This window comes from Pseudomonas oryzihabitans (assembly GCF_006384975.1).
Classification (GTDB): Bacteria; Pseudomonadota; Gammaproteobacteria; order Pseudomonadales; family Pseudomonadaceae; genus Chryseomonas; species Chryseomonas psychrotolerans_B.
Genome location: NZ_CP021645.1, coordinates 4,615,089 through 4,632,097, shown reverse-complemented (window position 1 = coordinate 4,632,097; position 17,009 = coordinate 4,615,089). Strand labels below are relative to the sequence as shown.

At 65.6% G+C, this 17,009-nt stretch carries 22 protein-coding genes; all 22 read left to right on the top strand.

Features of this window, described 5'->3' with window-relative positions; genetic code table 11:
• The first annotated feature begins 11 nt into the window (after positions 1-11).
• The 22 genes from CCZ28_RS20900 (at position 12) to CCZ28_RS20795 (ending at position 17,006) form a co-directional block, all read left to right on the top strand.
• Entirely contained in the window at positions 12-935 is a 924-nt protein-coding gene (locus CCZ28_RS20900) for a baseplate assembly protein (RefSeq protein ID WP_140220692.1), read from the top strand.
• Positions 928-1,563 carry a phage tail protein I gene (locus CCZ28_RS20895; protein WP_140220691.1) on the top strand — a complete coding sequence of 212 codons (636 nt, stop codon included), beginning with the start codon at positions 928-930 and terminating at the stop codon, positions 1,561-1,563. The genes CCZ28_RS20900 and CCZ28_RS20895 overlap by 8 nt, the downstream gene beginning before the upstream one ends.
• A complete protein-coding gene (locus CCZ28_RS20890; RefSeq protein ID WP_140220690.1) occupies positions 1,556-2,602 on the top strand; it encodes a hypothetical protein in 1,047 nt (348 codons plus the stop codon). Before CCZ28_RS20895 ends, CCZ28_RS20890 begins: the two co-directional genes overlap by 8 nt.
• Entirely contained in the window at positions 2,599-3,192 is a 594-nt protein-coding gene (locus CCZ28_RS20885) for a DUF4376 domain-containing protein (RefSeq protein WP_167509267.1), read from the top strand. Before CCZ28_RS20890 ends, CCZ28_RS20885 begins: the two co-directional genes overlap by 4 nt.
• A gap of 2 nt (positions 3,193-3,194) precedes the next feature.
• The gene (locus CCZ28_RS20880; RefSeq protein WP_140220688.1) at positions 3,195-4,589 is read left to right on the top strand and encodes a phage tail-collar fiber domain-containing protein; all 1,395 of its coding nucleotides are present in this window, start codon (positions 3,195-3,197) and stop codon (positions 4,587-4,589) included.
• Positions 4,590-4,599: 10 nt separating this feature from the next.
• On the top strand, positions 4,600-4,881 hold the full coding sequence (locus tag CCZ28_RS20875) for a phage tail protein (protein ID WP_140220687.1): 282 nt from the start codon (positions 4,600-4,602) through the stop codon (positions 4,879-4,881).
• Between the two features lie 68 nt (positions 4,882-4,949).
• Entirely contained in the window at positions 4,950-5,540 is a 591-nt protein-coding gene (locus CCZ28_RS20870; RefSeq protein ID WP_140220686.1) for a phage baseplate assembly protein V, read from the top strand.
• Complete coding sequence (locus CCZ28_RS20865; protein ID WP_058763429.1) at positions 5,537-5,881, top strand: GPW/gp25 family protein; 345 nt, start codon at positions 5,537-5,539, stop codon at positions 5,879-5,881. The genes CCZ28_RS20870 and CCZ28_RS20865 overlap by 4 nt, the downstream gene beginning before the upstream one ends.
• On the top strand, positions 5,878-6,786 hold the full coding sequence (locus CCZ28_RS20860) for a baseplate J/gp47 family protein (RefSeq protein WP_140220685.1): 909 nt from the start codon (positions 5,878-5,880) through the stop codon (positions 6,784-6,786). The genes CCZ28_RS20865 and CCZ28_RS20860 overlap by 4 nt, the downstream gene beginning before the upstream one ends.
• 2 nt (positions 6,787-6,788) lie before the next feature.
• Positions 6,789-7,403: a phage tail protein I gene (locus CCZ28_RS20855; protein WP_140220684.1), complete on the top strand. Its 615-nt coding sequence runs from the start codon at positions 6,789-6,791 to the stop codon at positions 7,401-7,403.
• Positions 7,400-8,398: a phage tail protein gene (locus CCZ28_RS20850; protein WP_140220683.1), complete on the top strand. Its 999-nt coding sequence runs from the start codon at positions 7,400-7,402 to the stop codon at positions 8,396-8,398. Before CCZ28_RS20855 ends, CCZ28_RS20850 begins: the two co-directional genes overlap by 4 nt.
• Before the next feature lie 9 nt (positions 8,399-8,407).
• Positions 8,408-8,950 carry a DUF4376 domain-containing protein gene (locus tag CCZ28_RS20845; protein ID WP_140220682.1) on the top strand — a complete coding sequence of 181 codons (543 nt, stop codon included), beginning with the start codon at positions 8,408-8,410 and terminating at the stop codon, positions 8,948-8,950.
• Between the two features lie 220 nt (positions 8,951-9,170).
• Positions 9,171-9,377: a hypothetical protein gene (locus CCZ28_RS20840; RefSeq protein ID WP_140220681.1), complete on the top strand. Its 207-nt coding sequence runs from the start codon at positions 9,171-9,173 to the stop codon at positions 9,375-9,377.
• Positions 9,378-9,602: 225 nt separating this feature from the next.
• The gene (locus CCZ28_RS20835; protein WP_140220680.1) at positions 9,603-10,508 is read left to right on the top strand and encodes a baseplate assembly protein; all 906 of its coding nucleotides are present in this window, start codon (positions 9,603-9,605) and stop codon (positions 10,506-10,508) included.
• Positions 10,498-11,067: a phage tail protein I gene (locus CCZ28_RS20830; RefSeq protein ID WP_140220679.1), complete on the top strand. Its 570-nt coding sequence runs from the start codon at positions 10,498-10,500 to the stop codon at positions 11,065-11,067. Before CCZ28_RS20835 ends, CCZ28_RS20830 begins: the two co-directional genes overlap by 11 nt.
• Complete coding sequence (locus CCZ28_RS24590; RefSeq protein ID WP_205894606.1) at positions 11,067-11,984, top strand: hypothetical protein; 918 nt, start codon at positions 11,067-11,069, stop codon at positions 11,982-11,984. Before CCZ28_RS20830 ends, CCZ28_RS24590 begins: the two co-directional genes overlap by 1 nt.
• Before the next feature lie 2 nt (positions 11,985-11,986).
• Positions 11,987-12,430 carry a phage tail assembly chaperone gene (locus CCZ28_RS20820; RefSeq protein ID WP_140220678.1) on the top strand — a complete coding sequence of 148 codons (444 nt, stop codon included), beginning with the start codon at positions 11,987-11,989 and terminating at the stop codon, positions 12,428-12,430.
• Positions 12,431-12,522: 92 nt separating this feature from the next.
• Entirely contained in the window at positions 12,523-13,689 is a 1,167-nt protein-coding gene (locus CCZ28_RS20815; RefSeq protein WP_058768226.1) for a phage tail sheath protein, read from the top strand.
• Between the two features lie 45 nt (positions 13,690-13,734).
• The gene (locus tag CCZ28_RS20810; protein ID WP_140220677.1) at positions 13,735-14,250 is read left to right on the top strand and encodes a phage major tail tube protein; all 516 of its coding nucleotides are present in this window, start codon (positions 13,735-13,737) and stop codon (positions 14,248-14,250) included.
• 53 nt (positions 14,251-14,303) lie between these two features.
• Positions 14,304-14,609 carry a phage tail assembly protein gene (locus tag CCZ28_RS20805; RefSeq protein ID WP_140220676.1) on the top strand — a complete coding sequence of 102 codons (306 nt, stop codon included), beginning with the start codon at positions 14,304-14,306 and terminating at the stop codon, positions 14,607-14,609.
• A gap of 8 nt (positions 14,610-14,617) precedes the next feature.
• Complete coding sequence (locus CCZ28_RS20800) at positions 14,618-14,737, top strand: GpE family phage tail protein (RefSeq protein WP_081320027.1); 120 nt, start codon at positions 14,618-14,620, stop codon at positions 14,735-14,737.
• A complete protein-coding gene (locus tag CCZ28_RS20795; RefSeq protein ID WP_140220675.1) occupies positions 14,727-17,006 on the top strand; it encodes a hypothetical protein in 2,280 nt (759 codons plus the stop codon). The genes CCZ28_RS20800 and CCZ28_RS20795 overlap by 11 nt, the downstream gene beginning before the upstream one ends.
• Positions 17,007-17,009: the final 3 nt, after the last annotated feature.

Here is a 17,009-nt window from a genome sequence, read left to right as displayed (position 1 = left end):
AGCAACCCGCCATGGTCGACACCTTCAGTCCCATAGATCTCAGCCAGTTGCCAGCGCCGACCATCATCGAGGCACTGGACTACGAATCCCTGCTCGCCGAACGCAAGACGCGTCTGATCGGCCTCTATCCCGCTGCCGAGCAAGCGGCCATCCGTACTCGCCTGGCGCTGGAATCCGATCCGGTGACCAAGATCCTGCAGGAGAACGCCTATCGCGAACTCATCCTGCGCCAGCGCGTCAACGACGCCACCCGCGGCGTGATGCTGGCCTTCGCCCGCGGCAGCGACCTGGACCAGCTCGGCGCCAACTTCGGCGTGACCCGGCTACTGCTGCAATCCGCCAATCCCAATGCCGTCCCACCCACCGCCGCCGTCTACGAGTCCGACGACGATTTCCGCGCCCGCATCCAGCTCTCGCCCGAGGGCTACACCACCGCCGGCAGCCAGGGCAGCTACGTCTTCCACGGGCTGTCGGCCGATGGCGACGTGCGCGACATCCAGGCCATCAGCACGGCGCCGACCCAGGTAACCGTCTACGTGCTGTCGCGCCGGCCTTCGGGCCAGGCCTCGCCAGCGCTGCTGGCCAAGGTGAGCACCGCCCTGAATGCCGAGAAGGTCCGCCCGCTGACCGACAAGGTGACGGTGCTGGCGGCGAACATCGTCGACTACCAGGTCGAGGCCGAACTGACCCTCTACGACGGCCCTGATGCCAAGGTGGTACTCGACGCCGCCTACAAGGCGGTGGAGGACTACGCCGCCAGCGTGAAGAAGATCGGCTACGACGTGGCCATCTCCGGCCTCTACCAGGCCCTGCACGGCGCCGGCGTCCAATCGGTGAAGCTCAAGCGGCCCGCGGCCAGCCTGGTCCTCGGCAACGGCGAGGCCAGCAACCTGACCGGGGTGACCCTCAGCGTGGCGGGGGCGACCAATGCGTGACCTGCTGCCACCCAACAGCACGCACCTGGAACGGCGCCTGGCCCAGGTCGGTAGCGCCATCAGCGAGGTGCCGGTACCCACTCGCTCGGTCTGGAACCCGGACACCGCTCCGGCCGAGCAGTTGCCCTGGCTGGCCTGGGCGCTGTCGGTGGACGCCTGGGATCCGCTCTGGAGCGAGAACCAGAAGCGTCAAACCATCCGCGCCAGCCTCCAGGTCCACCGCAGCAAGGGCACCTTCGGCGCCATCAAGGACGCCCTGGCCGCCCTGGGTTATCCCCTGCGCGTTCAGGAATGGTACCAGCAGACGCCACCCGGTCAGCCCGGCACCTTCCGCCTGTTGATCGAAGTCGACCAGGTCGGCGTGCCCAACAGCAGCGCCGAACGCTTCCTGGCCGTGGTCGAGGCCGCCAAGAACCTCAGGTCGCACCTGGACACCATCGAACTGCGGGCCACCACCAAGGCGAGGGCCTATTCAGCTTGCGTCGCGCGCGCCGGCCAGGAGCTGACCCTGCGCCCCTCCGATACCCAATACGCGGCCCATGAGCCTAGCTTCGTCGAGGCCGAGTCCGGGCTGAATCAAATCACCAACGTAGGCCTGGTCCAGGCGCTGGAACTGAAAAATGGCTGACATGACGCTGCCCGAGGTAATCACGCGCTTCCGTGGTAACGAGGGGCGGATTAACGACTTCACCAACGGCAACTCCGCCGGCTACTACACCACCATCGACGGTAAGCAGGTCGAGACGCTACCCAGCCTTGTCACGCGCCTGGCTGCGGCCATTGCGGCGGCCAGTGCTACCCGCAACGACCTGGCAGCGACCACCGGCAGTACCTTGGTTGGTCACGGCAGCGTGACGCTCAAGGCCTATCTCGATGCCCAGGCGACCGCGCAAGGCAACATCAAGACGACGGCGGATGCAGCCTTGCCCAAGACAGGGGGCACCTTGACCGGCTCCCTCCTTCTCAAGGGGCCTCCCAGTCAGGCTCTCGAAGCCGTCACCAAGAGTTATGCCGATCTGCTGGCAATGCAGTCGGGTTATCAAGAATTCACCAGTTCCGGCACTTTCAACAAGCCTGACGGCGCGAAGTTTATTTATGTCGAAGCGGTGGGGGCTGGCGCTGGAGGTAGTTATGTAGTCCAACCAGGTAACAATTCGAGCTATTGGATTGCGGGCGGTGATGGTGGCGCTTTTAACGCCAAATTATTCCGGGCGAGCGATATTCCATCATCGGTATCCATTGTTACGGGAGTCGGCGGCAAGGGAGGAACATTTTCGTCGTCAGAAGGAAAGTCCGGTAGCGCAACTACCTTTGGCTCGTTGTTACAGGCCGCGGGATCATATCAGACAATTTCATATGCCGCGCAGTATGGGTATACGGCAATCAACAGAGAGTGGTCATTCGGCGGCTCGCTCGGTGGAAGCTCAATCAAGGGCGGAGGTTCGGGCGGCAATGCTTATGCCCGGAACGAAGCCGGGACAATCATCTATGGCGCGGCACCCGGCGGCGCCTCTAGCGATGCAGGCGCCGGCGGTGCTGCAAACAACAGCGCATCGACACCTGGGCAAAACGGCGTCTTTCCAGGTGGCGGCGGCGGCGGTTGCAATGGCGGCACCAAGGGCGGCGATGGGGCTAACGGCAGAGTCAGAATATGGTGGTGGGGATGAGCAGAGCAGCAGCGATAATTGAAGACGGAAAAGTTGTCAATATTGCCTCCATCACTGATGACGAGCAGGGGTTTGACTTCGCGCATTCGCAAGGCTGGGTGGTTCTTCCAGAGAATTATGATGTTGACATAGGCTGGTTATATGACGGCAGCACATTCTCGCCCCCTCCCGTAGTTGTAGTGCCCGTCGAGTCTTATCAGGTTGATCAAGAGCGCGACCGCCGAATTTCCGTGGGCTTTATCTTTGATGGTAAGACCTACCAGACAGAGAGTCAGAGTGATCGGGAAAATATTCTTGGCGCCCTCGGTACCGCTCTGGCTGCGATTGCTGTGGACGGCGCCCAGGCCGGCAATCTCCACTGGGCTGATCCGGGCTTCGACTTCTTCTGGATCGCTGCGGATAACTCACGGGTGCCCATGGATGCGCAGACCTGCCTCGCCTTCGCCCGCGCCGCAGTGGCTCGCAAGAGCCTGCTAGTCATCGCTGGCAATACGCTCAAGCAGCTGCAGCCCATACCGCAGGATTACACCGACGATAAGTATTGGCCGCCCGTGGAATCGACCACCAAGGCGCGCACCAGCAAGGGCTGACCATGGACTTCCACACGATCCACACGGCCTACGGCCTCAAGCGCCTGGCCCAGGCCGAGGCCTCGGGCGTTCCCGTGAACCTGCTGCAGGCAGCGGTTGGCGACGGCAACGGCAACGCAACAACCCCAGTCGAGACACAGACCCAGTTGGTTCGCGAGCGCTACCGCACGACGCTCAATCGGGTGTATCAGGATCCGGACGAGCCACGAGCCTTCGTGGCTGAGCTGATCATCCCGGCGGCGGTCGGTGGCTTCACCATGCGCGAGATTGGCATCTACGACGACCAGGGCAGCCTGTTTGTGGTGGGTAACCTGCCGGACACCTACAAGCCGGTCGCGGGGGAGGGCGCCTATTCGGACGCGACTATCCGGGTGCAATTCCTAGTCTCGAACGCCTCGGTCATCAGCGTCGCCGTCGATCCGAATGTGGCGATCGCCTCGCACACCTGGGTGCTCAATACCTTCGCCAAGGCGCTGATCATTCCGGGCGGCACTACTCGGCAGGTACTGGCCAAGACGGGCAATGCCGATGGCGCCTATGCCTGGACCGACCCCACCGAGGCGAACGTGGTGGTGCGCTCCATCGAAGAAATCCAGACGCTGGCGGCCAATCAGACCGTGGTCAACCTGGCCAAGACCACCACCGTCGGCCTCTCGGTCTACGTTGCCGGTACCCGGCTCCGGCCGAGCGAGGAATGGACCGCGACCAGCAGTACCATCCTGACCCTCGCCAAGAGTTACGCGGCCGGCACCAAGATCGCATTGGCGCAGAACGATCCGCTGGGGACCTTCTTCGATCCGCTGCTGCGCGCCCAGAACCTGGCCGACGTACCGGACAAGGCCAAAGCCCGCGCCAATCTCGAGCTCTACAGCAAGAGCGAGGTGGAAGGCCTGATTCCCCGGGTACCGGCAGGCACCGTGGTCTACTTCGCTGGCACCACCGCGCCGGCCGGTTGGTTCAAAGCCAATGGTGCGGCCATCTCCCGCACCGCCTACGGCGAACTCTTCGCCGCCCTGGGCACTTTCCATGGCGCGGGCGATGGCTTCACTACCTTCAACCTGCCGGATCTGCGCGGTGAATTCATCCGCAGCCTCGACGACGGCCGCGGGGTCGACAAGGGCCGTGGCCTGGGCACCGCCCAGGGCAGCCAGAACCAGGAGCACAGCCACGCCGGCCGCACCGCCACGGCCGGTGCCCACTCCCACTCCTACATGAACACCGACACCTTCGAGACCAGCACCAGCGGTCTGTCGGGCGGTAACAACTTCACCGACCGCGACAGCTACTACAGCACCAGCACCAACGGCGACCACAGTCACGCCCTGACCATCGATTCCAGCGGCGGCAACGAAGCCCGCCCACGCAACGTCGCCCTGCTGGCCATCATCAAGTACTGAAGGAGTGCCCATGGACAAGCTCGTCTACCAGCTCGACCACGCCGGCTTCTACCTGGGCGAGACCGTCGCCGACGCCTCACCGCTCGATCCCGGCGTCTATCTCCTGCCGGCACGTTGCGTGGAAACGCCGCCGCCCACCACCTGGGAGGACAGCCAGTGGCCGCGCTGGGACGGCAGCGCCTGGCGCCTGGTCAATCGTCCCAAGGCCTTCGCGGCCGAGGATCCGGTCGACAAGCTCAAGGCCTTCCTGGCCGCCAACCCGGACGTGGCCCGGCTGATCGGCACCGCCTGAAGTTGTCGGCGGCGCGCCGACAACGCCCGTCAGCTGCGGCGCGCCCGGGCGAGCGCCATGCTGGCGGCATGAACGAATTCGCTGCGCTGTCCCGCCTCCTCGAGAACCTGATCCGCCTCGGCACCATCGCCGCGGTGGACCACGGCAGTCTCACCGAACCCCGGCCCGCCCGCGTCCGCGTGCAGAGCGGTGACTTGCTGACCGGCTGGCTGCCCTGGCTGACCCTGCGCGCCGGCAGCAGCCGCGAGTGGGACCCGCCGACCCTCGGCGAGCAGGTGCTGCTGCTCAGCCCCAGCGGCCAGACCACCCAGGGCATCGTCCTCTGTGGCCTGTTCAGCCAGCTGCTGCCGGCCAATGGCGACCGCGCCGACCTGCACAGACGCAGCTACCCCGACGGCGCCGTCATCGAGTACGACAGCCAGGCCCATCGCCTGAGCGCGGTGCTGCCCGAGGGCGGTGTCACCCAACTGACCAGTACCGGCGGCATCACCATCGTCGGCCCCATCACCCACCAGGGCGACTACACCCAGACCGGCAACCAGAAGGTCACCGGCCAGGTCACCGTCAGCCAGGACGTGGTGGCGGCCGGCATCAGCCTGGTCAAGCACAAGCACGGCGGCGTCCAGAGCGGCGGCAGCCAGACAGGAGCACCCGCATGAATCGCAACACCGGCCAGGCACTGGGCGACCTCGAGCACCTGCAGCAATCGGTCACCGACATCCTCACCACGCCCATCGGCAGCCGCCTGATGCGGCGGGACTACGGTTGCGACCTGTTCCGCCTGCTCGACCAGCCGCTCAACGGTGCCCTCGGCCTGCAGGCCAAGGCCGTCGCGGTGATCGCCCTGCTGCGCTGGGAGCCGCGCCTCAACCTGACCCATATCGATCTGGTCCAGGGCGATCATCCCGGCCAGGCCTTCATCGAGCTGGAGGGCTACAGCACCGTCAACGACGCGGCCGTCAGCCTGCGCGCCCCGTTGGTTCTGGGGGGCCTGTCATGACCACCTTTACCCCTATCGATCTGAGCCAGCTGCCGGCGCCGAGCGTGGTCGAGCCGCTGGACTTCGAAAGCCTGCTGCAGGCGCGCAAGGAGAGACTGGTCAGCCTATGGCCCACGGCCGAGCAAGCCGCCCTGCGTGCCCGTCTGGCACTGGAGTCCGAGCCGCTGACCAAGCTGCTCGAGGAAAACACCTATCGCGAATTGCTGCTGCGCCAGCGGGTCAACGAGGCGGCGCTGGGCACCATGCTGGCCAAGGCCCGCGGCAGCGACCTGGAGCAGATCGCCGCCGGCGTGAATCTGACTCGCCTAGTGGTGACCGCTGCCAATCCCAATGCCGTACCGCCCACCGCGGCCGTGCTGGAGACGGACGATGCCCTGCGCGAGCGGGTGCAGATGGCCTGGGAAGGCCTCAGCGTGGCCGGGCCGCGCAACGCCTACATCCTGCATGCGCGCAACGCCAGCGGTAAGGTCGCCGACGCCAGCGCCACCAGCCCCAGTCCGGCGGTGGTAACCGTCACAGTGCAGAGCCTGGAGGGAGACGGCAGCGCCTCGGCCGAGTTGCTGGCCACCGTCAGCCAGGCCCTCAACGACGAGGACGTGCGCCCGGTGGGCGATCGCCTGACCGTGCAATCGGCGCAGATCCTCAGGTACCAGGTCAAAGCCGTGCTGCACCTGGCCAACACCGGTGCCGAGGGCGAAGTCATCCTGGCCACCGCCCGGCAGCAGTTGGCCGCCTACGTCAACCAGCGGCGCCGCCTCGGCGTACGGGTGTCGCGCTCCGGTATCGATGCCGCGCTGCACGTCGCCGGGGTGGCCTGGGTCGAGCTCAAGGACTGGCAGGACCTGACCCCGACCGAAGCCCAGGCGGCCTACTGCACCGCCATTAGCGTCACCCTGGGCGCCTGACCATGAAGACGCTGCTGCCACCCAACAGTACCCCGCTGGAACGCCTAGCCGCCGAGGCGCTGGCCGGCATCGGCGAGGTGCCCGTCCCGCTGCGCGACCTGGCCGACCCCGACCGTTGCCCCGAAGAACTATTGCCCTACCTGGCCTGGGCCCGCTCGGTGGATCGCTGGGACAGCGGCTGGAGCGAGGCCACCAAGCGGCAGGTCATCAAGTCCGCCTACTTCGTCCATGCCCACAAGGGCACCATCGGCGCCCTGCGCCGGGTGGTGGAACCCCTGGGCTATCTGATCCGCGTTCATGAATGGTGGCAGGAGAGTCCGACCGGCATCCCGGGCACCTTCCGCCTGGACGTCGGTGTACTCGACAGCGGCATCACCGAGACCATGTATGACGCCATGAGCCTGCTGATCGACGACGCCCGCCCAGTCGGCCGGCATCTGGTCGGCCTGGCCATCAGCCTGGAAACCCGCGGTGCCGCAAGCGTCGGCCTCGCGACCTACCAGGGCGAGATCCTCAGCGTCTACGCCTATCAGCCCGACGCCATCGTCGTCAGCGGCCAGGCCCTGCTCGGCGCCGGCAGCACCCACACCCTCGATACCCTGAGCATCTATCCATGAGCCAGACCTACTACGCGATCCTCACGGCCATCGGCGAGGCCAAGCTGGCCAACGCCGCGGCGCTCAACACCACCCTGAAGATCGCCAAGATGGCGGTCGGCGATGGCGGTGGCGCCGTGCCCACGCCCACCCGCACCCAGACGGCCCTGGCCGGCGAGTGGTATCGCGCCGGCCTCAACACCCTGATTGTCGATCCCAACAACGGCAGCCAGATCATCGCCGAACTGGTCATCCCCGAGGCCACCGGCGGCAACTGGATCCGCGAGATGGGCCTGTACGACAGCGACGGCAACCTGATCGCCGTGGCCAATACCCCGCCCAGCTACAAGCCGCAACTGGCCGAGGGCTCTGGCCGGACCCAGGTGCTGCGCATGATCCTGGTCGTCAGCAGCACCAGCTCCGTGGAATTGAAGATCGATCCCAGCGTGATCCTGGCCACCCGGCAATACGTCGACATGGCGACTCAACAGGCGAGCGAAGCAGTTCGGGGCACAGCCAAGATCGCGACGGAAGTGGACATCTCCGCGGCAACCGACGACACCCGCTTCATCACTCCGAAAAAACTCGCCAACTGGTGGAGTGCGGCGATGAGGCAAGCCAGCGAAACCAGCTTCGGCTGGACCAAGCTGGCCACTCAAGCGCAGGTGAATTCGGGTACCGACGATGCCACCACCGTTACCCCGAAGAAGCTGCGGACCGGCTTCATAGTTAGCTTCGGGACGGTCGGCTGTATCGCTCTTCCCACCTGGCTGGGCGGCTTCATTTTGCAATGGGGCTCGATCAGAGCCGCGAATGTGAACTGGGTGGTGGCGACGTATCCAATCGCCTTCCCTAATGCTTGCTACGGCGTATGGGGGACCATCTACAACGACACGAACGGCGCAACAGATTCGGTTCGCAGAACTACGTCCCCGAACCCGTTGACCCAGGCAACCTTTGCCGTCTCCAACTCAGATGGCGGCACATCCGTCGGCTGGCTCACCATCGGCCGATAAGGAGGCCCCATGAAATACTTCGTTTCTCGCTCAACCCGCGGGCTCTATCTCAGCCAATTACACGCGCAGATCCCGGAAGACGCTGTCGAGATCAGCCCAGAACAGTACGAGGCGTTCAAGGGCCAATCTGTCGTTTGGAGCGACTCGGGCGACCCAAGTATTTACGACCCTCAGCACGACAAGGATGTGATCCGAGCGGTGATCGCCGGAGCCTGCGACGCCACCATCCTTGAAGGCTTCGTCTCAGCGGCCCTGGGTTCAGAACACCGCTACCCGGCCAAGCTGACCGACCAGAGCAATCTGCAGGCGTCCGTGCTGGCCTCCCTCATTCCCGGCCTGGCCGAGGATTGGACCACACCGTTCTGGTGCCAGGACGCCACCGGCACCTGGGCCTACCGCCCCCACACCGCTCCCCAGATCCAGCAGGTAGGCACCGACGGCAAGAATGCCATCAATGCCTGCATTGCCCGCAAGATCGCTCTGGAACAGCAGTTGGCCAAGGCCACGACTCTTGCCGAGATCAAGGCCATCACCTGGACGGCGCCGCAGTGATGCGCCTGGGGTTCTACAAGGCCCCTGGCGACACCTTCGACCGGCTCATCCGCACCTGGACGCGCAGCCCCTATTCCCACTGTGAGCTGGTGCTGCCGGATGGCCGCTTCATCTCCAGCTCCCCAGGGACGGCGGTGTCCGCGCCAAGGTCATCGAGCCAGACCCAGCGGTCTGGGACTTCCTGCCCCTGCCCTGGCTCCAGCCGACCCACGTCGAACAGTTGCTCGAGCAGGAAGTCGGCGCCGGTTACGACTGGCTCGGCATCCTCGGCAGCCAGATCCTGCCGACCGGCTTCCAGAGCCGGTCGCGCTGGTTCTGCTCGGAGTTCTGCGCCCAGGCTCTAGGGCTGGAGCAGCCACACCGCTACAGCCCGGGGCAACTGGCCGAGGCTGTCCGCTGGGCTTCGACTCTGAACGCAATCTTGTAGCGCCCCCCACCACAACCCCCACCCCATGACCCGGCTCGCCGGGTCCGCCAGCCTGTGCAGCGTCATCCTTTTCCCGGCGCTTTCCTCCATGGCCGCTCCCGCAACGCTCCGGCGCCCGTCCCGTTCTGGGCGTCGCCCTTCTCGACTTCGCTCCAGTCGCGTTCCGGAACATAGAGCGCGCACGCCCGGCTTCTCCCGCCCGCCTCATCCTCGCGGAGTCCACCCATGATCGATCTCTCGCAACTCCCCTCACCCACCGTCGTCGAGCCCCTCGACTTCGAGACGCTGCTGGCCCAACGCAAGGCGCGCCTGCTCGCCCTCTGGCCGGTGGCCGAGCAAGAGGCGCTGGCCGCCCGGCTGGCCTTGGAATCCGAGCCGCTGACCAAGCTGCTCGAGGAGAGCACCTATCGCGAACTGCTGCTGCGCCAGCGCATCAACGAAGGCGCCAAGGCTACGCTGCTGGCCTATGCGACCGGCAGCGACCTGGAAAACCTGGCTGCCTGGTACGGGGTCACGCGGGCGCTGGTGACGCCAGCCGATCTCACTGCCAAGCCGCCACGCGCAGCCGTCTATGAAAGCGACGAGCGCCTGCGCCAGCGTACCCAGCTGGCGTTGGAGGGCTTCACCACCGCCGGCTCGCGCAACGCCTATCGCTACCACGCCCTGTCCGCCACGCCCCAGGTCAAGGACGTCGCCATCCTGCGGCCAGTCCAGGGCACGGTACGGGTGGTGGTGCTCGCGGCCACGGGCGATGGCACCCCCGACTCCGCCCTGCTGGCCCAGGTGGCGACCACCCTCAACGATGAAGACGTGCGCCCGCTGTGCGACACCGTCGAGGTCGGTGCCGCCACGGTCCTTACCTACGAGGTTAAGGCCACCCTGCAGCTCTACCCTGGCCCCGAACTGACCGTGGTCCGGCAAAACGCCCTGGCCAAGGCCCAGGCCTATGTCGCCGAGCGCCATGCCTTGGGCAAGGACATCACCCGCTCCGGCCTGTTCGCCGCCCTACACCAGAGCGGCGTGCATAACGTGCGCCTGGTCAGCCCGGCCAACGACCTCGCGGTAACCGCCGATCAGGCTGCCTATTGCAGTGCCATCAGCCTGACCACGGAGATCCTCGATGACGCCTGAGTCGCTGCTGCCACCCAACCGCACCCGCCTCGAGAAGGCCCTGGCCGCGGCCGGCGCCGACCTCGCGGCGCTGCCGGTGCCCTTGCGCGATCTCTGGAATCCCTGGCGGTGCCCGGCCGGCCTGCTGCCCTGGCTGGCCTGGGCCGTCTCGGTGGACGACTGGGATGCCAACTGGGGCGAGGACAAGAAGCGTCAGGTCATTGCCGACTCGGTGCGCATCCATCGCCACAAGGGTACTCGCGGCGCGGTGCGTCGGGCGCTGGCCAACCTGCTCGGTAACCAGGACTTCACCCTGCTCGAAGGCGCCCAGGGCGGTCATTACGACGCCCGCTACGCCTACGACGGCGAGCGCTTCCACAGCCATGCCGAGCATTGGGCCCAATACCGGCTGTACGTCCGGCAACCCATCAGCATCGCCCAGGCGTCGCTGATCCGCAGCACCCTGGCCGACGTCGCCCCGGCGCGCTGCGAACTGCTGTCCCTCAACTTCACCGCCGCGCTCAATGACCACAGCGGCACCTTCCACTACGACGGAAGCTTCACCTACGGAGTCGCCTGATGGCCAATCTCACCGAACAGAACCAGTATGAAGACGGGATCTACCAGATCGAGAAAAGCGACCCGGTGGTCGGCGGTGCGGACGGCATCTCCAACCGCCAAGCCAACCAGTTGGCCAACCGCACCCGCTGGCTCAAGACGCGCTTGGACGGTCTGCTCGATGGCAGCCGCATTGCCACCCTAGCCGCCCGCCTGGCTACCTGGCGCAAGATCAATGGCGTGGCCTTCGACGGTAGCTCCGATATCACCGTCCAGGACGCCACCAAGCTGCCGCTCGCCGGTGGCCAAATGGAAGGGCCGCTGCGCGGCAAGGTCGGCGACACCAATACCGGAGGCTTCGTCTTCGATGCCGATACCGGCCTCTTCAGCAACGCTGAGGATCGCTTGAAACTGGTGGCGGGTGGCAAGGTGCTGCTGGAAGGCAGTCTCAAGGGGCCGTTGCAGGCCTACTGTGGCTTACGCGTTCCCAAGGGTGCTCCAGCGGCGCTGGATGCCTCCTACCAATCGGGTTACACCTTCGGTGCCGATGGCGACACCGGTCTCTTCGCCGAGGGCGGTACCGAGAATTCCTCCTCGAACCTAGTCTTGCGCATCGACAACATCGAGGTTGGCCGCCTGGCGCTCTTCACCAAGCTGAACTCACCCAATGGCTTCACGCGGTTAATAAGTGGCCAGATCCTGCAATGGGCCGAGTTTTCAGTGAGCCACAGCGCCGGCCAGATCGTTGCCTGGCAGGTCACCCTGCCTACCACCTTCCCGACCCAGTGCCTGCAAAAATTCGCGGTCCTGGGCAGCGGGTGCACACCGAGCAAAGTCTGCCTCACCGTCGAAGGCGGCAGCCGCAACAGCTTGGAAGGTTTTCTGTATTCGGAAATAGACGGCAGCCGACTCATCCGCGTCTTCGCGATAGGAGAATGATCATGAATCTCTACTGGAGCCCCTCCCTGGCTGGCTTTTGTCATGCAGGTGTCATAGACGAGTTACCCAGCGATGCCGTCGCCCTGAGCGAAGCGCACTACCAGGCGCTGCTCGATGGCCAGACCCAGGGCCAACGGATCGTCAGCGCCGCGGATGGCCAGCCGCGGCTACAAGATCCGCCGGCCCCTAGCCAAGACCAACGCGCCGCCGCCGAGCGCTCCTGGCGCGACAAGCGTCTCGTCGGCACCGACTACCTAGTAGTCCGTCACCGCGACGAATTGGAGGCCGCACGTGCTACCTCCCTGACCGACGCGCAATACCGCGAGCTGCAGGCCTACCGATTGGATCTGCGTGACTGGCCCCGGGCCTCCGGCTTTCCCGACCAGCACAGCCGCCCGGTAGCGCCCGAGTGGCTGGCCAGCCTCTTTTCGAACTCCGACTTGTAGCCCCGCTCCCCACAACCCCCTTGCCACGACAGGCGCAAGGGATTGCGCCAGCCTGTGCAACGTCACCTAACCATCTGCGCAGGCAAACCCTCATGGCTGACTATCATCACGGCGTCCGTGTCCTCGAAATCAACGAAGGCACTCGCTCCATCTCCACCGTTTCCACCGCGGTCATCGGCATGGTCTGCACCGCCAGCGACGCCGACGCCACCGCTTTCCCGCTGGACACTCCCGTCCTGCTCACCAACGTCCAGGCGGCGGTCGCCAAGGCCGGCACCAAGGGCACCTTGGCGGCTTCGCTGCAGGCGATCGCCGACCAGTCCCAGCCGCTCGTGGTGGTGGTACGGGTCGCCGACGGCGCCAACGCCGCCGAACTGACCAGCAACATCATCGGCGGTGCGGCCAACGGCAAGTACACTGGCATGAAGGCCCTGCTGGCCGCCAAGGCCCAGCTCGGTGTCACCCCGCGCATCCTCGGCGTGCCCGGCCTGGACACCCTGGAAGTGACCACTGCCCTGGTCGCCATCGCCAAGCAGCTGCGCGGCTTCGTCTACGCCAGCTGCAACGGCTGCGCCACCAAGGAAGACGCGGTCACCTACCGCGGCAAGTTCGGTGCCCGCGAGCTGATGCTGCACTGGCCCGACTTCCTGGCCTGGTCCACCACCACCAACACCACCGTCACCGCCAACGCCACCGCCCGTGCCCTGGGCCTGCGCGCCCAACTGGACCAGAGCGTCGGCTGGCACAAGACCCTGTCCAACGTGGCCGTCGACGGCGTCACCGGCATCAGCAAGGACGTGTTCTGGGATCTGCAGAACACCGCCACCGACAGCGACTACCTGAACGGCAAGCAGGTCACCACCCTGATCAACCACGACGGCTACCGCTTCTGGGGCTCGCGCACCACCAGCGCCGATCCGCTGTTCGCCTTCGAGAACTACACCCGTACCGCCCAGGTGCTGGCCGACACCATGGCCGAGGCGCATTTCTGGGCCAACGACCGGCCCATGCACCCGAGCCTGGTGCGCGACATCGTCGAAGGCATCAACGCCAAGTTCCGCGAGCTGACCCGCCAGGGCTACCTGCTGGGCGGCGAGTGCTGGTACGACGCCGACGGCAACGAGAAGGAGTCGCTCAAGGCCGGCAAGCTGTTCCTCGACTACGACTACACCCCAGTGCCGCCGCTGGAAGACCTCACCCTGCGCCAGCGCATCACCGACCGCTTCCTGGTCGACTTCGCCGCCCGCGTCAACGCCTGAACCTGATCCGGCGCGCCCCCTGGGCGTGCCTCTGGAGAGCATCCCATGGCCCTGCCCCGCACCCTCAAGAACCTCAACCTGTTCAACGACGGCAACAGCTACCTGGGCGTTGCCAAGTCCTGCACCCTGCCCAAGCTGGCACGCAAGATGGAAGCCTTCCGCGGCGCCGGCATGAGCGGCCCGGTCAAGGCCGACATGGGCCTCAGCGAAGAGGGTATCCAGCTGGCATGGACCCTCGGCGGTCTGGACCTGACGGCGCTCAAGCAATTCGGCGCGGTCGGTGCCGACGCCGTACCGCTGCGCTTCGCCGGTGCCTACCAGCGGGACGACAGCGGCGACGTCACCGCCGTGGAGATCGTCGTGCGTGGTCGCCACGAATCCATCGAGATGGGCGAAGCCAGTGCCGGCGGCACCACCGAGCACAAGATCACCACCACCTGCAGCTACTACAAGCTGACGGTGGATGGCGTCACCGTCATCGAGATCGATCTGCTGGCCTTCGTCGAGAAGGTCGACGGCAAGGATCGTCTGGCCCAGCAACGCGCCGCCCTCGGCATCTGACCCTTCCCGGGCCCGCTGCGGCGGGCCCGATCCAGCCTGCAAGGAATTCCCCCATGACCGCTACCACCCAAGACAACATCGTGGTCCTCGACCAGCCCGTACAGCGCGGCGAGACCCGTATCGAAGAGCTCACCCTGCGCAAGCCCACTGCCGGCGAACTGCGCGGCGTGTCGCTCTCCGAACTGCTCAACCTCAACGTCGACGCCATCGTCCGCATCGTCCCGCGCATCAGCCAGCCCAGCCTGAGCGAAGCCGAGGTGCGCGCCCTGGACCCGGCCGACCTGGTCGACCTGGGCGGGAAGATCGTCGGTTTTTTGCTGAAGAAGTCCGACAAGGCGGCGCTCTTCCCCGCCACGTAGAGGATGCGATGGCGGATCTCGCCATCACCTTCCACTGGCCACTGGACCAGCTCGATGCCATGGGCCTGGCCGAATTGATGGACTGGCGCGAACGCGCCCGTATGAGAGCCGCTCCCGATGGCGAATGACCTTCAGCTCCGCAACATGCCATCCGACTTGAGAGAGATCCTGGCCTCCATCAAGCGCATCGAACAGCGCCTGGGAACTTCCCAGGCGACTACTCAGACAGCCGCTGAGAAACGCCGCGAGGATTTCGACAAACGCGTGGAGCGACTGTCCGCCTTGCGCGAGATGGGCTCCAATACCCTTGAGCAGAGTCTCGGCCTGCTGACTCCCGCTTTGGAAGAAGCCAAACGCTTCAACCAGGAAGCCAACCGCATCGCGGTCCTCAACCTCGGCGACCAAGTTCCCAATGAGACCGTCGCGCAAGCCAAGACTATGCAGGTCTATGGCGCCAGCACCACTGATAACCTGCGCGCCGTGCGTCAAGCCCTGGCCGCCTTCGGCGACATCAGCCAAGCCAAACTGGCAGCGCCCACCATGGCCAAACTCCAGGTCGCCAACCAGGCTCTTTATGGCAAGGACGAAGGGGCAGCGAAATCCGCCCAATTCACCGCCATGCTGCCGGTCATCGCCGCCCGCGGTGGCCTGAAGGACGAGGCCGGCTTCAATGAGCAGGCTGACGCCATACAGAAGATTCTGGCCAACACCCAGGGTCGGGTCGCCGCGCCGGAATGGCTCAAGGTGCTGGATAAAGGCGGGCAAGCCGCACGCGGCCTGAACGCCGACGCCTTCTTCAACCGCCTTGAGCCGCTGGTGCAACAACTGGGTGGCGAAAAGGTGGGCGATGGCCTATCGGCCAGCTATCGCAACCTTTACCAAGGCACTACCACCGCGGCGGCGGCGAGCAAGCTGCAGAGCCTGGGCCTGGTCGATCCGGGTCGGGTCAAGACCAATGGCACCCACGCCACCCTAGACGCTGGCGCGCTCAAAGGCAGCGACCTGTTCGCCCAGGACCAGGCCGCCTGGCTGCAACAGGTCTTGCTGCCCGCGCTCAAGGCCAAGGGCATCACCGGTGATCGCCAGACCCTCGACGCCATCCGCAGCATACTGCCCGATCAGGCCGGTGCCGAACTGTTCACCCAGCTCTACCAACAGCACGATCAACTCGACAAGAGCGCTGCCAAGACGCGGGGAACCGCGGGTATCGATGGCCTATTTACCCAGGCACAGCAATCCCCCGAAGGGGCAGAGCTCAACCTGCAAGCACGCAAGGCCGATCTGTACCGGCAAATGGGCGATACCATCCTGCCCACTTACGTCAAGGCACTGGAAATCGTCGCCCAGGTCCTGGAGAAGGTTAACGGGTGGCTACAGGACAACCCCACTGCAGGCGGCTTCCTGATCACTCTCGCAACGGGCGCGAGCCTGTTGTCCGCTACCTTTGGAGCGCTGGCCACGGGCCTGGTCGGTATCATTACGCCCTTCCTGATGGTCAGGGGCGTGCTCGGCATGGCCGGTGCGGCCCTATCCGGGACGCTCGGCGCCTTGAGCAGCCTGGGCAGCGGCGCGCTCGGCGTGGTCAGCACGGGCTTGCAAGGACTGAGCAATCTGGGCGTTCGAGCGCTTCCCCTGCTTACTGGCAGCCTGGAAGCTCTGGGTAGCATAGGTAGCGGCGCCCTATCGATTGTAGCCACTGGGCTGCGTTTTCTCCTCGCACTGCCACTGGGTCCGGTGGTAGCCGGGGCCGCTGCTGTGGCCGGAGTCGGCGCCCTGGTCTATACCAACTGGGACAAAGTCGTCGGGATCTGGGGCGAACTGAAGAAATCCGCCTCTAGTGGCTGGGAGAAGCTCAAGAACGCCGTAGGTCCACAAGCGGACACCAAAACCTCCCCTATTAGCCTACTCGCCGATCGGGCCAGTGGCGGGGCGGATAACAATACTCTTTTGACAAAGCTCAAGACTGGCAAGGGCTTCACCGCGGCGGTGGCCATGGGTACGGCCGCGGCCTCGTTGCCCGGGATCGCCGCACCGCTGCCCATCAGCGAGCGACCACCGCTGACCAGTCTTGCCCCGGCGAAACTGGTCAGCGGCGTCGACACGACCCTGCCACAACTGGCCAGCGCGCAACGTCTCGCCGGCAGCAACATCCTGACCACGACCACGGCCACCGCCCCGCTACCCGGGATCGGCGCGCCCCTGACCATCGACAGCAGTCCACCCCTGACCAGCCCCGCTGCCACGGCACCGGCCGGCAACGATCTCTTCAACATCACCATAAACGCCCCGGCCAACGCGAATCCCCAGGAGATCGCCACCCTGGTGCGCAACGAGATCGCCCGCGAGAAGGCCGACCAGGCCGCGCGTAACCGCAGCAGCCTCCGAGATTGGAATTGACCA

Coding starts and splice junctions, on each gene's coding strand:
- CCZ28_RS20900 (WP_140220692.1), top strand. CDS start 12: ATGGTCGACACCTTCAGTCCCATAGATCTCAGCCAGTTGCCAGCGCCG.
- CCZ28_RS20895 (WP_140220691.1), top strand. CDS start 928: ATGCGTGACCTGCTGCCACCCAACAGCACGCACCTGGAACGGCGCCTG.
- CCZ28_RS20890 (WP_140220690.1), top strand. CDS start 1,556: ATGGCTGACATGACGCTGCCCGAGGTAATCACGCGCTTCCGTGGTAAC.
- CCZ28_RS20885 (WP_167509267.1), top strand. CDS start 2,599: ATGAGCAGAGCAGCAGCGATAATTGAAGACGGAAAAGTTGTCAATATT.
- CCZ28_RS20880 (WP_140220688.1), top strand. CDS start 3,195: ATGGACTTCCACACGATCCACACGGCCTACGGCCTCAAGCGCCTGGCC.
- CCZ28_RS20875 (WP_140220687.1), top strand. CDS start 4,600: ATGGACAAGCTCGTCTACCAGCTCGACCACGCCGGCTTCTACCTGGGC.
- CCZ28_RS20870 (WP_140220686.1), top strand. CDS start 4,950: ATGAACGAATTCGCTGCGCTGTCCCGCCTCCTCGAGAACCTGATCCGC.
- CCZ28_RS20865 (WP_058763429.1), top strand. CDS start 5,537: ATGAATCGCAACACCGGCCAGGCACTGGGCGACCTCGAGCACCTGCAG.
- CCZ28_RS20860 (WP_140220685.1), top strand. CDS start 5,878: ATGACCACCTTTACCCCTATCGATCTGAGCCAGCTGCCGGCGCCGAGC.
- CCZ28_RS20855 (WP_140220684.1), top strand. CDS start 6,789: ATGAAGACGCTGCTGCCACCCAACAGTACCCCGCTGGAACGCCTAGCC.
- CCZ28_RS20850 (WP_140220683.1), top strand. CDS start 7,400: ATGAGCCAGACCTACTACGCGATCCTCACGGCCATCGGCGAGGCCAAG.
- CCZ28_RS20845 (WP_140220682.1), top strand. CDS start 8,408: ATGAAATACTTCGTTTCTCGCTCAACCCGCGGGCTCTATCTCAGCCAA.
- CCZ28_RS20835 (WP_140220680.1), top strand. CDS start 9,603: ATGATCGATCTCTCGCAACTCCCCTCACCCACCGTCGTCGAGCCCCTC.
- CCZ28_RS20830 (WP_140220679.1), top strand. CDS start 10,498: ATGACGCCTGAGTCGCTGCTGCCACCCAACCGCACCCGCCTCGAGAAG.
- CCZ28_RS24590 (WP_205894606.1), top strand. CDS start 11,067: ATGGCCAATCTCACCGAACAGAACCAGTATGAAGACGGGATCTACCAG.
- CCZ28_RS20820 (WP_140220678.1), top strand. CDS start 11,987: ATGAATCTCTACTGGAGCCCCTCCCTGGCTGGCTTTTGTCATGCAGGT.
- CCZ28_RS20815 (WP_058768226.1), top strand. CDS start 12,523: ATGGCTGACTATCATCACGGCGTCCGTGTCCTCGAAATCAACGAAGGC.
- CCZ28_RS20810 (WP_140220677.1), top strand. CDS start 13,735: ATGGCCCTGCCCCGCACCCTCAAGAACCTCAACCTGTTCAACGACGGC.
- CCZ28_RS20805 (WP_140220676.1), top strand. CDS start 14,304: ATGACCGCTACCACCCAAGACAACATCGTGGTCCTCGACCAGCCCGTA.
- CCZ28_RS20800 (WP_081320027.1), top strand. CDS start 14,618: ATGGCGGATCTCGCCATCACCTTCCACTGGCCACTGGACCAGCTCGAT.
- CCZ28_RS20795 (WP_140220675.1), top strand. CDS start 14,727: ATGGCGAATGACCTTCAGCTCCGCAACATGCCATCCGACTTGAGAGAG.